Source organism: Microbacterium sp. Z6_144, from assembly GCF_057197625.1.
In genome coordinates this window covers 1,579,269-1,592,837 of record NZ_JBXVPT010000001.1, presented here as the reverse complement: position 1 = coordinate 1,592,837, position 13,569 = coordinate 1,579,269, and the positions used below count along the sequence as shown (strand labels likewise).

Below are 13,569 nucleotides of genomic sequence, written 5' to 3'. Positions count from 1 at the left end.
GGAAACCGTGTCTATGCTCCGGGTCACTCCGCCGCGACGACGATGTTGACGACCTTGCGGCCGCCCTTGCGGCCGAACTCGACCGCGCCGGCCGACAGAGCGAACAGCGTGTCGTCGCCACCGCGGCCCACGTTGGCGCCGGGGTGGAAGTGAGTGCCGCGCTGGCGGACGATGATCTCGCCTGCACCGACGACCTGGCCACCGAAGCGCTTGACGCCCAGTCGCTGGGCGTTGGAGTCGCGACCGTTCCGAGTGGAGCTTGCGCCCTTCTTGTGTGCCATCTCTACGTCTCCCTGGCTTACTTGATGCCGGTGATCTTGACGCGCGTGAGGTCCTGACGGTGCCCCTGGCGCTTCTTGTAGCCGGTCTTGTTCTTGAACTTCTGGATCACGATCTTCGGACCGCGCTCCTCACCGAGGACCTCGGCGGTAACGGTCACCTTCGCGAGCTTGTCGGCGTCGGTCGTGACAGCGTCGCCGTCGACGAGGAGCACCGCGGGAAGCTGCACCTTGTCGCCCACCGACGCGGCGAGGCGGTCGAGAACGACAACCGTGCCGACCTCTACCTTCTCCTGCCGGCCGCCGGCGCGCACAACTGCGTAAACCACTTCACACCTGTTTCATTCGGGAGCGCACTGCTCCAAGTTGTCTGATGACGGAAGACTCGGTGCGGTTTTTCGTCTCACCGTTGACCGGCTTGTCCACGAACCGCGAAATCGCCGCCACGAAGGAGGCGAACACAACGCACCAAGGGTCGAGTTTAGCTGATGCCCGGACGAGTGGCAAAGCGGCGGGCTTCGCCGCGTGTCGAGGGCCTCCGAATAGGATCGCTGGCGTGGTGATCCTGATCGACGAGCCGATGTGGCCGGCGCATGGGCTGCTGTGGGCGCACCTGGTCAGCGACACGGATCTGGACGAGCTCCACGCGTTCGCGCGGCAGCACGGCATCCCCCGCCGCGGGTTCGACCTCGACCATTACGACGTCCCCGAGGACCAGCACCAGCGGCTCGTCGCGGGGGGCGCCCAGTCCGTCGACGGGCACGAACTGGTCCGCAGGCTCCTCGCGTCGGGCCTGCGGGTTCCGGCGCGCGATCGGCGCCGGAACCGCTGACCGCTCAGGACTCGTCTACCTGGGCCGCCTGGACGGGGGTGCCGCTCAGAGCCGCCGTGGTGACCCGTCGACGCGAGCGCCCCTGACCCGGTGCCTTCGGCTCGGGGAGGGCCTGCAGGACGGAGTCCAGCAGCAGGTCCTTCTCCGTGCGCTGCGTCTTCGCCGCGGAGTCCGGCCGCTTCTTGCGCGCCTTGCGCGCGGGGGCCTCGACGATCTGCTCGTCGGGCGCCTCCTCTGCCACGGCCGGTTCGGCCGGCGCTTCCGGGGCACCGCCGACGACCGCCTGGATCGTGGATGCGGCGATCTGCGCGAGGGCCGACTTCACGCCCTCGGTGATGACGTGCGTGCCGGTGGAGCCGCCGTTGCCACTCCCGTTGCCGTTGCCGTTGGTGCGTCCGCGCCGGTTGGACGACCCGCTCGATGCGGCAGCGCCACCGGAGCGGTGCTTCACGACCGGGTCGTGGTGCACGACGACACCGCGTCCTGCACATACCTCGCACGGCTCGCTGAAGGTCTCGAGCAGCCCCAGGCCGAGCTTCTTCCGCGTCATCTGCACCAGGCCGAGGGACGTGACCTCGGCGACCTGGTGCTTGGTGCGGTCGCGGCTCAAGCACTCCACGAGGCGACGCAGCACCAGATCGCGGTTGGACTCCAGGACCATGTCGATGAAGTCGACCACGATGATGCCGCCGATGTCTCGCAGCCGGAGCTGCCGGACGATCTCCTCCGCGGCCTCGAGGTTGTTCTTGGTGACCGTCTCCTCGAGGTTGCCGCCGGAGCCGACGAACTTCCCCGTGTTGACGTCGACCACCGTCATCGCCTCCGTGCGGTCGATCACGAGGGAACCGCCCGAGGGGAGCCACACCTTGCGGTCGAGGGCCTTCTCGATCTGCTCGGTGACGCGGAACTCGTCGAACGGATCGCCGTCGGCGTCGTAGGACTCGACACGCTCGAGAAGGTCGGGGGCAACGCCGGCCAGGTACGACGTGATCGTCTGCTGGGCGTCCTCTCCCTGGATGAGCATCTTGGTGAAGTCCTCGTTGAAGACGTCACGGACGATCTTGACCAGGAGGTCGGGCTCGGAGTGCAGGAGAGCGGGCGCCTGGATCGACTCGACCTGCTTCGAGATGTGCTCCCACTGCGCGGTGAGCCGCTGCACGTCGCGCGTCAGCTGCTCCTCGGTGGCGCCCTCGGCCGCCGTTCGCACGATCACGCCGGAGGACTCGGGGAGCACCTCCTTGAGGATCTTCTTCAAGCGCGCCCGCTCCGTGTCGGGGAGCTTGCGGGAGATCCCGTTCATCGCGCCACCGGGTACGTACACGAGGTAGCGACCGGGAAGGGAGATCTGGCTCGTGAGACGGGCGCCCTTGTGCCCGACCGGGTCCTTGGTCACCTGCACGAGGACGCGGTCGCCGGACTTGAGGGCCAGTTCGATACGGCGCGGCTGGTTTCCGGTCTCCGCCGCATCCCAATCGACCTCGCCCGAGTAGAGGACCGCGTTACGGCCCCGGCCGATGTCGACGAACGCCGCCTCCATGCTGGGCAGAACGTTCTGGACGCGACCGAGATACACGTTGCCGATGAGCGAGGCGTCCTGGTTGCGCGCGACGTAGTGCTCCACGAGCACGTTGTCCTCGAGGACGGCGATCTGCACGCGGCCGTGCTTGGAGCGGACCACCATGACGCGATCGACGGATTCCCGGCGCGCGAGGAATTCGGCCTCGGTCACCACGGGTCGCCGACGACCGGCTTCGCGGCCGTCGCGGCGGCGCTGCTTCTTGGCTTCCAGCCGCGTGGAGCCCTTGATGCGCTGCGGCTCGGTGATGTACTCGACGGTGCGCTGACGCGGTGCCGGCGGCTGCTCCTGCTCGCCCGGCTCGTCCGCACCCGCTCCGCGGCGGCGGTTGCGCCGACGCGCGTTCGCGGGAAGGCTGACCTCCTCTTCCACCGGAAGGGACGGCGGCAGCACGGGGACCTCGGGGGCGTAGAAGTGCAGCGCGGTGCTCACCGTCGACACGAAGGTCTCCGGCAGGAGACCCAGCGACACCGCGGTGGGCGGCCCCGTAGGGGCGGCGGGCTCGGCCGCCGCGGGGGGCTCGTCAGAGGATCCGGCCGCGTCGGGCTCGGCGGGCGCGAACTCCTCGAACGCCGGGGGCGGCGCACTCTCGGAGGGCGCGGCATCCGCGTCATCCCCGTCGGGCAGGCCGAGCGCCGCGGGGGCGCCCGTATCCCCCTCGACGGCAGCGACTGCTTCGATCACCGCGGCGGCTTCCGCCTCCGCAAGCGACAGGTCGGTGAGGTTCGGAGCGTCGACGGTCTCGTCCGAGGCTTCCGGCTGGTTTTCTGTTGCATCGGCCATCTCTGGCTTACTCCCTGTGGGCGACGCCGCGCGTCGCCCGGAACTCATGCGGCGCCACACCCGGCGGTGCCACCAACTCTCGCGGTCTGCAGTCGGCCCGAAGCGCGTACTGCGAAGGGCGTCCATCGCCCGAAGTCTGTCGTGATGCGGTTGCGGCGCGGCCGCGGTGCATCATCCTCCATTATCGCACTTCCTGCCGCCTCCTGCAGTCACCGCTCCGAGCCGGCCGCTTTTTCCCCCGATGGGCGGCGACAATTCGTCCAGCCTGCGATGCCATAATCCGACGCATGAGCACCACGCACTCCCCCGCGCGCCCGACCGCGTTGGCCGTCTGGCTGATCCTGGCCGGGGCGGTCGGCTGGTGGGCGGCGTTCTCGCTCACCATGGAGCGCCTGCACCTGCTGGCGAACCCGGGAGCGGCGGCATCGTGCGACTTCAGCGTCCTCATCCAGTGCCGGGCGAACCTCGACTCGTGGCAAGGAAGCATCTTCGGATTCCCCAACCCGATCCTGGGCCTGACCGGATGGGTGGCGCCCGTCGTCGTCGGCGTGGCGATCCTGGCCGGTGCACGCTTCGCCCGCTGGTTCTGGTGGCTGTTCACCCTCGGGATGGCGGGGGCGTTCGTGTTCGTGGTCTGGCTGATCTGGCAGAGCATCTTCGCGCTGGGGACGCTGTGCCCGTGGTGCATGGTGACGTGGGTCGTCACGATCCCGTCGTTCTACGCGGTGCTCCTGCATGTGCTGCGCACCGGGATCGTCCCCGCCCCCGCCGGCGTACGCCGCGCGGCCGGCACCCTCATGGGGTGGCTGCCGCTGCTGGCGGTGCTCAGCTACGCCGTCATCGCCGTCATCGCCGAGCTGCAGCTGCACGTCATCCAGTCGCTGTAGTCACGCCAGCGGCCGCCTGGGGGTCAGGGGAACCAGAGCCCCAGCTCACGAGCGGCGGATTCCGGGCTGTCGCTGCCGTGGACGAGGTTCTGCGCGACCGCCAGGCCCCAGTCGCGACCGTAGTCACCGCGAATCGTGCCGGGCGCCGCCGCGGTCGGGTCGGTGGTGCCGGCCAACGAGCGGAAGCCCTCGATGACGCGATTGCCGGCAAGGCGGATGGCGACGGCGGGGCCGGACATCATGAACTCCAGCAGCGGCTCGTAGAACGGCTTGCCCTCGTGCTCGGCGTAGTGCCGCTCGAGCCGCGCGCGGTCCGGCTCCACCAGACGGATGTCGACCAGGGCGTAGCCCTTCGCCTCGATCCGGGCGAGGATCGCACCGGTCAGGCCACGGGCCACCCCGTCGGGCTTCACCAGGACGAGAGTCTCTTCGGTCGCCATGTTCATTCTCCGTTCGAGGTTTCCCGCTGCGCGGCAGCGGCGGCGTTGCGTCGGTCCAGCGCAGCCCCCTTGATCGTCGCATACGCCCACAGGGCACCGAAAACGAGCGCGACCAGCACCAGCGCCGGAAGCAGGATCGCGCCGAGGGCGAGGAGGAGCTGCAGCACCCAGCCCAGCGCGATCGCCCAGCGGTGCCTCAGCATCCCCGCGGTGAGGATCATGAGCAGCGCCAGCACGGTGCCACCCACCACGCCCCACCACGGTTCGAGTCCCGGCGGCAGCGCCCGGAGGCCGTACACGACGAGACCGCCGAGGAACACCACGATCGACTCGAACCCGAGGACGACCGAACCCAGGGATTCTGCCGCCCCCCTGGGGCGCCTCTCGCGCGGCGTCACGCCTGCCACCCGTCCTTCCAGCCCTCGATCTCCGACACCCGCACGGTCTCGCCGGCCAGCACGACGGACCCGGCGACCACGACCGCGCGGCGATCGGATGACGCCGCCCACTCCCGTGCGGCGTCCGCGGCGTCTTCCAGGCCGGGGTGCACCGTGACCGCGAGCCCCGCCGCCTCGGCAAGATCCGCGATCGCGTCGGGATCGCTCGCCCGCTCCGAATCCGGTGCGGTGGCGAAGACGTGGGCGGCGATCGGCGCCAGCGCCGCCATGATGCCCACCGCATCCTTGTCCCTGAGGACACCCAGCACGACGCCCCACTCGTCCACATCGAACGATTCCCGCAGGGCGGTGACGAGTGCGCGGGCGCCGTGCGGGTTGTGCGCGGCGTCCACGACCACGGTGGGATGCGCCCCCACCAGCTGCAGGCGACCCGGAGACGTGACCTGCCCGAGTCCGTCGCCCACCACCTCGTCGGTCAGCGGCTGTGTCGCGCCCCCGATGAGCGACTCGACCGCGGCGATGGCCAGAGCCGCGTTCGCCGCCTGGTGTGCGCCGTACAGCGGCAGGTACTGCTCGGCGTAGGTGCCGGCGAGACCGCGCACCGAGATCTGCTGGCCGCCGACGGCGAGCCGGTGCTCGGCGAGGGCGAACTCCTCCCCCTCGAAAGCGAGCGTGGCGCCGCGCGCCGCGGCCGCTTCACGCAGCACCGCGACGACCGCCGGGTCCTGCCGGGCCGACACCACGGCGGCGCCGTCCTTGATGATCCCCGACTTCACCCGCGCGATCTCCGCGAGCGTTCCGCCCAGCCGATCGGTGTGGTCGAGGTCGACGGGTGTGAAGACGGCGACGTCCCCGTCGGCGGTGTTGGTCGAGTCCCACGACCCGCCCATGCCCACTTCCAGGACGAGCACGTCCACGGGCGCGTCCGCGGCGACGACGAACGCCAGCACCGTGAGCAGCTCGAAGAACGTCAGCGGCGCGTCACCGGCGGAGGCGAGCTCGGCGTCGACGAGGTCGACGAACGGCGTGATCTCCTCCCACGCATCGGCGACCGCGGCATCGGCGACGGGTTCGCCGTCGATCATGATCCGTTCGGTGAACCGCTCCAGGTGGGGGCTCGTGAACAGCCCGGTGCGCAGGCCCAGCGCACGCACGAGGCTCTCGATGATGCGGCTCGTCGACGTCTTCCCGTTGGTGCCGGTGACATGGATGACCCGGTACGTGCGCTGCGGGTCGTCCAACAGTTCCAGCACGCGTCGAGTGCGCTCCACGCGCGGCTGCACCCACTGCTCCCCCTGCCGCTGGAGGAGGGCGGCGTACACCGCGTCGGCACGTGAGCGATCGTTCATTCGTTGTCCTCCGTCGCCAGCCGGGTGACCCCGACGCGGAACGCTCCTGCGTTGGCGTACGCACGCGCGGCGAACCGACCGGTGTGCTCCGCTTCAACGTCGGGGGTGGAGCGCAGTGTTCCCCGGGCGAGGACGGTGGCGGCGTCGGCGACCACGCAGGCCTCCCGGGCCAGGGTCTCCCCGGCGATGTCGGCCACGTCGAAGGCGGTCGTGACGGCAGCCGCGTCGGCCGGGTCGTCGAAGGTCAGGACGAGGCGAATGCGGTCGCTGACGTCGAATCCGGCGGCCTTGCGGGTGTCCTGCACCGCGCGGATCACGTCGCGGGCCAGCCCTTCGGCCTCGAGTGCCTCGTTCGTGGTGGTGTCCAGCAGCACGAACCCACCCGTGGGCAGCACGGCAAGCGCTTCACCCTCCGGCCGGCCGGTGGTCTGGACCACCAGGTCGTACTCGCCCGGCTCCAGTGCGATGCCACCTGCGCTGACCACCCCGTCGGCTTCGGTCCAGTCGCCCGATCGGGCGGCCTGGATGGCCTGCTGCACCTGCTTTCCCAGACGCGGTCCCGCGGCACGCGCGTTCACCGTCAGCCGGTGGGTGATGCCGTACTCGGCGGCGGTGCCGGCTTGCAGTTCGACCAGGTCGACGCGTTTGACGTTGAGCTCGTCGGCGAGGATGTTCTCGAACTGGGCGAGGGCGTGCGCGTTCTCGATGACCACCGTCAGACGCGGGAGCGGGAGCCGGACCCGCTTGCCCTCCTTCTTCCGCAGTGCGTTGGCCGCGCTGGAGACATCACGGACGGCATCCATCGCCGCGCGGATGTCTTCGGCTGCCCCGAAGGCGTCGGCGTCCGGCCAGTCCGTCAGGTGGACGCTCCGTCCGCCGGTGAGGCCCTGCCAGATCCGCTCGGTCACGAGCGGCAGGAGCGGCGCCGCGACTCTCGTGAGGGTCTCCAGGACGGTGTACAGCGTGTCGAACGCCTCCCGGGAGGCCGGGTCGTCCTCGCGGACACCGAGCCAGAATCTGTCGCGCGAGCGGCGGATGTACCAGTTGGTCAGCACCTCGCCGAAGTCCCGCAGCCGTTCGCTCGCGGTCGTCGAGTCGAGCCCCTCCAGATCGGCCGCCACGCCACGGACGAGCTCTCCGGTCAGCGCGAGGATGTAGCGGTCGAGGACGTCCGTGGAATCGGTGCGCCATTCGGCCTCGTACCCCCCGGTCCCTGAGCCCGTCGAAGAGCCGTCGGCGGTCGCTGCGTTGGCGTAGGTCGCGAAGAAGTACCACGCGTTCCACAGCGGCAGCAGGAACTCCCGCACGCCGGAGCGGATCCCCTCCTCCGTGACGACGAGGTTTCCGCCGCGGAGCACCGAGCTCGACATGAGGAACCACCGCATCGCGTCGGAGCCGTCGCGGTCGAACACCTCGCGGACGTCGGGGTAGTTGCGCAGCGACTTGGACATCTTCTGTCCGTCGTTGCCGAGCACGATGCCGTGCGCGGACACCGCCTTGAACGCCGCCCGGTCGAACAGCGCGGTCGACAGCACGTGCATGACGTAGAACCAGCCGCGCGTCTGCCCGATGTACTCGACGATGAAGTCGGCCGGTGCGTGCTGTTCGAACCACTCGTGGTTCTCGAAGGGATAGTGCACCTGGGCGAACGGCATCGACCCGGAGTCGAACCACACGTCCAGCACGTCCTCGATGCGACGCATCGTGCTGCGTCCGGTCGGGTCATCCGGGTTCGGGCGCGTCAGCTCGTCGATGAACGGGCGGTGCAGGTCGACCTCGCCGTCGGCGTTGCGGGGCAGACGGCCGAAGTCGGCTTCGATGTCGGCGAGCGAACCGTAGACATCCACGCGCGGGTACTCGGGATCGTCGCTCTTCCACACCGGGATCGGCGAGCCCCAGTACCGGTTGCGGCTGATCGACCAGTCCCGCGCTCCCTCGAGCCACTTGCCGAACTGACCGTCCTTGACGTTGTCGGGAACCCACGTGATCTGAGCGTTGTTCTCGATCATGCGGTCCTTGATGTCGGTGACGCGCACGAACCAGCTCGACACCGCCTTGTAGATGAGCGGGTTGCGGCACCGCCAGCAGTGCGGATACGCGTGCTCGTAGCTGGCCTCGCGGACCAGGCGTCCGCTCTGGCGGAGGAGGCGGATGAGCGGCGTGTTCGCGTCCATCCACAGCATCCCGGCGACATCGCCGACAGCGGGGAGGAACCGTCCGCCGTCGTCCAGCGACAGGATCGTGGGGATGCCTGCGGCGTCGGCGAGGCGCTTGTCGTCCTCGCCGTAGGCGGGGGCCTGGTGGACGATGCCGGTGCCGTCGGTGGTCGTGACGTAGTCGTCGACCAGCACGCGCCACGCGTCGCCGGTGCCCCACGTGTCGGCGTCGGCGTAGTAGTCGAAGAGGCGGTCGTACGCGACGCCCGCCAGCTCCGAGCCGAGGACCGTCTGCTGCACGGCGCCTGCCGCATCCTCGGCGGAGGCGTACCCGAGATCTTTGGCGTAGCCGGGCAGAAGCTCCTCGGCGAGCAGGTACCGGTGCGCCGACGTCTCGATCGCGTCGTCGGCCTGCTCGGTCGCTGAGCCTGTCGAAGGGCGGTGAACGTCGGCGGCGCCGTCCGGGCCGCCGGGGACCACGACGTATCGGATGCCGGGGCCCACGGCCAACGCCAGGTTGGTCGGCAGCGTCCACGGCGTGGTCGTCCATGCCAGGGCGCGGACGCCGGTGAGGCCCAGCACCTCCGCCTTCGCCCCGACCAGGGGGAAGGTCACCGTGACCGACGGGTCCTGGCGCGAGGTGTAGACGTCGTCATCCATGCGGAGTTCGTGGCTGGACAGCGGCGTCTCATCGCGCCAGCAGTACGGCAGCACGCGGTAGCCCTCGTAGGCCAGACCCTTGTCGTGGAGGCTCTTGAACGCCCACAGCACCGACTCCATGTACGTGGGGTCGAGAGTCTTGTAGCCGCGCTCGAAGTCGACCCAGCGCGCCTGGCGCGTGACGTACTCCTCCCAGTCGCGCGTGTACTGCAGCACCGATGAGCGTGCCTTCGCGTTGAAGGTGGCCACCCCCATGCGCTCGATGTCGTCCTTCTCGGTGATCCCGAGCTGCTTCATCGCCTCGAGCTCAGCGGGAAGGCCGTGCGTGTCCCACCCGAACACGCGGTCGACCTTCTTGCCGCGCATCGTCTGGAAGCGGGGGAAGAGGTCTTTCGCGTAACCGGTCAGGAGGTGGCCGTAGTGCGGGAGGCCGTTCGCGAAGGGAGGCCCGTCGTAGAACACCCACTCCTCGGCGCCCTCTCGCTGCGCGATGGATGCGCGGAAGGTGTCGTCCGCGGCCCAGAACGCGAGCGTGTCGTCCTCGATCGCAGGGAACCGCGGGCTCGGCACGACAGGCGCGGCGCCCGCCTGCCCTGAGCTCGGCGAAGCGTCGGCGGCGGGTCCGAACGCGGATTTCGGGTAGGTCATGTCTCTCCAGCAGGTCGTGTTCTCCCTGCGAGGACGACCGTTCCGGGCCGCGGTACCACCCCGCGTGACTCCTCCACCCCTGCGGCGGGGCGGAGAAATCCACTCTCACTGCGGCTGTGACGGGCCTGACCCGCTCGGTTCTACTGAGGGCTCGTGCCCCGTTCTTCCGAGAGCTCCCCGGTGATGGCCGGATCGGTGCTCTTGCCCACGAGTCTACCCGCCCGGGGCTACCGCGCCGCCAGCAGCTCGCGAGTGAAGGGATGCCGCGGATCGGCGAACACCGACCCGGTGGCGCCGGCCTCGACCACGACACCGTCCTGCAGGACCAGAACCTGGTCGGCAAGGGATGCCACGACGTCCAGGTCATGGGAGATGAACATCATGCTGAGTCCCCGCTCGGCCTGCAGCCGCTGCAGCAGCGCGAGCACCAGCTCGCGCACGGTCGGGTCGAGGGCCGACACCGGCTCATCCAGCACCAGGATGTCGGGGCGTGGCGCGAGCGCGCGTGCGATCGCAGCCCGCTGCCGCTGTCCGCCGGAAAGCTGCACGGGTCTGCGAGAGGCGAGCGCGGGATCGAGGTCGACCTCGCGCAGCAGGCCTGCGACGGCGGCCGCGCGCTCGCGCCGTGGCATCCCGCCGGCGGAGAGGGCTTCGCGCAGCGACCTGCCGACCGTCCACCGCGGGTCGAAGGCGCCGAGGGGGTTCTGGTGGACGAATTGCACGCGACGGCGGAGCGCACGATCGTGCCCGCTCCCCCAGGACGTACCGCCGATGCGCACCTCGCCGGCGTCGGGGCGGGATGCACCCACCACGAGTCGGGCGAGGGTGGTCTTGCCCGACCCCGACTCCCCCACCACGGCGAGGGTCTCCCCGGCGTGCAGGTCGAAGGAGACGTCGCTCACGGCCGGACGGTCGAACGCCTTGGATACGCCCCGAACCGTCAGCACCGGCGCGCCCGCGGGGGCCGATGCCGGGCGCGGGTCGTGGCGGGCGGCCGCCACGAGCGCCTGAGTGTAGGGATGCTCGGGCTCCCCCAGCACCGCTGCGGCCGGACCGGTCTCCACGAACCGGCCGTCGCGCATGACCGCGATCCGATCGGCGACCCGGCGGACGGCGGCGAGGTCGTGGCTGATGAGCACGACCGCCACCCCCGTGTCGGCGATGCCGCGCAGCAGATCCAGGACGCGTGCCTGCACCGTGACGTCGAGCGCGGTGGTCGGCTCGTCGGCGACGAGGATGACGGGTTGCGCCGCGAGAGCGGAGGCGATGAGCGCCCGCTGGCGCTGGCCGCCGGACAGCTCATGCGGGTACTGGCGCACGCGGCGCTGCGGGTCGGGCATGGCGACGTCGGCGAGGAGGGCGAGGGTCCGCGCGCGGCGCGCGGCGCGGCGCATCCCTCGCTCATGCAGCCGCAGGGGCTCCTCGATCTCGGCCCCGATGCGCCGGAGCGGGTCCAGCGACACCAGCGCGTCCTGCGACACCAGAGCGATCCGCGCCCCGCGGAGCCTTCGCCAGTGCGCGTCGTCGAATCCTCGGGTGTCGGTGCCGTCCACCACGAGTTCGTCCGCGGTCACGGCGGCGCCGTCCGGAGCCAAGCCGAGGAGTGCGCGCGCCGTGAGCGACTTGCCCGCGCCGGATTCACCGACGATCGCCAGGCACTCCCCCGCCGCGACGGCGAAGTCGACGCCATCCACGACGGTCGTCGCGCCGAACGCCACCCGGAGCCCCCGCACCTGCAGACCGCTCATGCCGGACGTCCCTCGCTGCGCGCCCGCACGGCGCGGCCGAGCACCGTCGCCGCCACCACGGTGACGGTGATCGCCGCACCAGGGAACACCGCCACCCACCACGCCTGGCCGAGCACGTTGCGCCCGCCGGAGAGCATCAGGCCCCACTCCGGCGTGGGCTCGGTGGGCCCGAGACCGAGGAAGCTCAGCCCCGCCGCGGCCAGGATGCTGGAGCCGATGCCGATCGTCGCCAGGACGCTCAGCGCCCCGAACACGCCCGGTACCACGTGGCGGAGGAAGGCGGCAGGCGCCGGCACCCCGAGGATGCGGGCGGCCTCCACGTGTTCGGCGGTGCCCAGGCTCCGGGTCTGGGCGCGCGCGAGTCGCACGTACACCGGGACCGCGGCGATGGTGACGGCGACGGCGACATTGGCGGGGCCCGGCCCGAGGATCGCAACGACCACCAGGGCGATGAGGAACTCGGGGAACGCCAGCAGCACGTCGGTCGCTCGCATCGCCACCGCATCCACGAGCCGCGGCGCGACGCCGGAGAGGGAGCCCACCACCAGCCCCACGGCCAAGGCGAACGCCGTGGCCAGCAGTCCGATCCCCACCGAGCGCGACGCGCCGTACACCACGCGCGAATACACGTCGCGGCCGCTCTGATCGGTGCCGAACAGGTGGTCGCTGCTCGGCGGGAGGAGCGCCTGCGTCACCTCGGTCTGGAGCGGATCATGCGTCGCGAACAACTGAGGGGCGAGGGCCACCAGGCCCACCAGCGTGAGCACCGCGACGGCGACACCGACCAGCACGCGCCGACCGCCGGTCATGACACCCTCCGGGTGCGAGCCGCATCGGTGCGCGCGTCGCGCAACCGCGGATCCAGGAGCGGGTACACCAGTTCGACGATCAGGGTGACCACGACGAAGACGACCGCGCTCAGGAGGATGATGCCCGTGATCACGGGGAGGTCGCGGTCGGAGATGGCCGCGAGCGTCACGCGGCCGAGGCCCGGTCGGGCAAAGACCGTCTCCACCAGCACCGCGCCCCCCAGCAGCGACCCGACGAAGTAGGCCGCGAGGGTGACGGCGCCCGTCGAGCCATGGCGGAGCGAGTGGCGCACGGTCAGCCAGGTGGGGCCAGCCCCGCGCGCCCGCACCGTGGTGGCGAACGGCTGCCGCTCCGCCGACTCGATCCCGTCGCGGAGGACCTGACCCAGCAGTGCCGCCACCGGCAGCGCGAGCGTCACGGCGGGGAGCACGATGGTCGCCGGATTCCGCGACCCGGATACGGGGAACCACCCCAGGCCGAACGCGAACACGCTCAGCAGCAGCAGCCCGATCCAGAACACCGGCGACGACAGGATGATCAGCTCCACCGTCGCGACGATGCCCCGGGCGATCGGGTTGCGGGCGACGAGCACGACGGCGAAGGCCACGATCGCCGCCACGACGAGCGCGGTCGCCGTCAGCTGGAGGGTCGGACCCAATTGCCGCCCGATCACCTCGGTCACCGGCATCCGCAGCTGGTACGACTCTCCGAGGTCGCCGCGCAGCAGTCCGGCGAGGTAGCCGAGGTACTGCTCGATCGGCGGGCGGTCCAGGCCCAGTTCCTCGCGGATACCCTGCCTGACCGCGTCGCTGACCTGCGCCTGGGGCCCGAGCATCACGGAGACCGGGTCGCCGGGGATGACCCGGAACGCCAGGAAGGCGAGGGTCGCCGCCCCCCAGAGCACCACGACCACCGAGATGACCGCGCTCCCCAGGCGCGCCAGCACCACGCGGGTGCGGTTGCCGTCGTCCATCTGCTCTCCGCGCCCGGGTGAGGAAGGACCG

General features: G+C 70.7%; 12 protein-coding genes. 2 read left to right on the top strand and 10 right to left on the bottom strand.

The features are described 5' to 3' along the window. Positions 1-23: 23 nt before the first annotated feature. Together rpmA and rplU are read right to left on the bottom strand one after the other, a co-directional pair. Complete coding sequence (gene rpmA, locus AC2DGY_RS07795; protein ID WP_484509124.1) at positions 24-281, bottom strand: 50S ribosomal protein L27; 258 nt, start codon at positions 279-281, stop codon at positions 24-26. A gap of 17 nt (positions 282-298) precedes the next feature. Beyond that, positions 299-607 carry a 50S ribosomal protein L21 gene (gene rplU / locus AC2DGY_RS07790; RefSeq protein WP_484509123.1) on the bottom strand — a complete coding sequence of 103 codons (309 nt, stop codon included), beginning with the start codon at positions 605-607 and terminating at the stop codon, positions 299-301. Between the two features lie 227 nt (positions 608-834). Between rplU and AC2DGY_RS07785 the strand changes: the two genes are divergently transcribed. Beyond that, positions 835-1,110 carry a DUF4031 domain-containing protein gene (locus AC2DGY_RS07785; protein ID WP_484509122.1) on the top strand — a complete coding sequence of 92 codons (276 nt, stop codon included), beginning with the start codon at positions 835-837 and terminating at the stop codon, positions 1,108-1,110. Between the two features lie 4 nt (positions 1,111-1,114). On the opposite strand, the gene AC2DGY_RS07780 is transcribed toward AC2DGY_RS07785, so the two are convergent. Beyond that, positions 1,115-3,469: an Rne/Rng family ribonuclease gene (locus AC2DGY_RS07780; protein WP_484509121.1), complete on the bottom strand. Its 2,355-nt coding sequence runs from the start codon at positions 3,467-3,469 to the stop codon at positions 1,115-1,117. 287 nt (positions 3,470-3,756) lie between these two features. On the opposite strand from AC2DGY_RS07780, the gene AC2DGY_RS07775 reads away from it, so the two are divergent. After that, positions 3,757-4,356 (top strand): vitamin K epoxide reductase family protein, encoded by a 600-nt coding sequence (locus AC2DGY_RS07775; RefSeq protein WP_484509120.1) that lies wholly within the window; start codon positions 3,757-3,759, stop codon positions 4,354-4,356. 23 nt (positions 4,357-4,379) lie between these two features. On the opposite strand, the gene ndk is transcribed toward AC2DGY_RS07775, so the two are convergent. The 7 genes from ndk to AC2DGY_RS07740 form a co-directional block, all read right to left on the bottom strand. Then, complete coding sequence (ndk, locus tag AC2DGY_RS07770; RefSeq protein ID WP_484509119.1) at positions 4,380-4,796, bottom strand: nucleoside-diphosphate kinase; 417 nt, start codon at positions 4,794-4,796, stop codon at positions 4,380-4,382. Between the two features lie 2 nt (positions 4,797-4,798). Next, the gene (locus tag AC2DGY_RS07765) at positions 4,799-5,203 is read right to left on the bottom strand and encodes a DUF4233 domain-containing protein (RefSeq protein ID WP_484509118.1); all 405 of its coding nucleotides are present in this window, start codon (positions 5,201-5,203) and stop codon (positions 4,799-4,801) included. Further along, positions 5,191-6,543, bottom strand: coding sequence for a bifunctional folylpolyglutamate synthase/dihydrofolate synthase (locus tag AC2DGY_RS07760; RefSeq protein ID WP_484509117.1), 1,353 nt, complete (start codon positions 6,541-6,543; stop codon positions 5,191-5,193). The genes AC2DGY_RS07765 and AC2DGY_RS07760 overlap by 13 nt, the downstream gene beginning before the upstream one ends. Next, a complete protein-coding gene (gene ileS / locus AC2DGY_RS07755; protein ID WP_484509116.1) occupies positions 6,540-10,007 on the bottom strand; it encodes an isoleucine--tRNA ligase in 3,468 nt (1,155 codons plus the stop codon). The genes AC2DGY_RS07760 and ileS overlap by 4 nt, the downstream gene beginning before the upstream one ends. Before the next feature lie 227 nt (positions 10,008-10,234). Continuing rightward, the gene (locus AC2DGY_RS07750) at positions 10,235-11,755 is read right to left on the bottom strand and encodes a dipeptide ABC transporter ATP-binding protein (protein ID WP_484509115.1); all 1,521 of its coding nucleotides are present in this window, start codon (positions 11,753-11,755) and stop codon (positions 10,235-10,237) included. Further along, positions 11,752-12,564, bottom strand: coding sequence for an ABC transporter permease (locus AC2DGY_RS07745; protein WP_484509114.1), 813 nt, complete (start codon positions 12,562-12,564; stop codon positions 11,752-11,754). Before AC2DGY_RS07745 ends, AC2DGY_RS07750 begins: the two co-directional genes overlap by 4 nt. Further along, entirely contained in the window at positions 12,561-13,538 is a 978-nt protein-coding gene (locus AC2DGY_RS07740) for an ABC transporter permease (protein ID WP_484509113.1), read from the bottom strand. Before AC2DGY_RS07740 ends, AC2DGY_RS07745 begins: the two co-directional genes overlap by 4 nt. Positions 13,539-13,569 lie beyond the last annotated feature (31 nt).

What these genes read in the sequence shown, in the direction of transcription:
- AC2DGY_RS07750 (WP_484509115.1), bottom strand. Translation starts at nt 11,755, where the DNA reads ATGAGCGGTCTGCAGGTGCGGGGGCTCCGGGTGGCGTTCGGCGCGACG.
- ndk (WP_484509119.1), bottom strand. Translation starts at nt 4,796, where the DNA reads ATGGCGACCGAAGAGACTCTCGTCCTGGTGAAGCCCGACGGGGTGGCC.
- ileS (WP_484509116.1), bottom strand. Translation starts at nt 10,007, where the DNA reads ATGACCTACCCGAAATCCGCGTTCGGACCCGCCGCCGACGCTTCGCCG.
- AC2DGY_RS07775 (WP_484509120.1), top strand. Translation starts at nt 3,757, where the DNA reads ATGAGCACCACGCACTCCCCCGCGCGCCCGACCGCGTTGGCCGTCTGG.
- AC2DGY_RS07745 (WP_484509114.1), bottom strand. Translation starts at nt 12,564, where the DNA reads ATGACCGGCGGTCGGCGCGTGCTGGTCGGTGTCGCCGTCGCGGTGCTC.
- AC2DGY_RS07780 (WP_484509121.1), bottom strand. Translation starts at nt 3,469, where the DNA reads ATGGCCGATGCAACAGAAAACCAGCCGGAAGCCTCGGACGAGACCGTC.
- rpmA (WP_484509124.1), bottom strand. Translation starts at nt 281, where the DNA reads ATGGCACACAAGAAGGGCGCAAGCTCCACTCGGAACGGTCGCGACTCC.
- AC2DGY_RS07740 (WP_484509113.1), bottom strand. Translation starts at nt 13,538, where the DNA reads ATGGACGACGGCAACCGCACCCGCGTGGTGCTGGCGCGCCTGGGGAGC.
- AC2DGY_RS07760 (WP_484509117.1), bottom strand. Translation starts at nt 6,543, where the DNA reads ATGAACGATCGCTCACGTGCCGACGCGGTGTACGCCGCCCTCCTCCAG.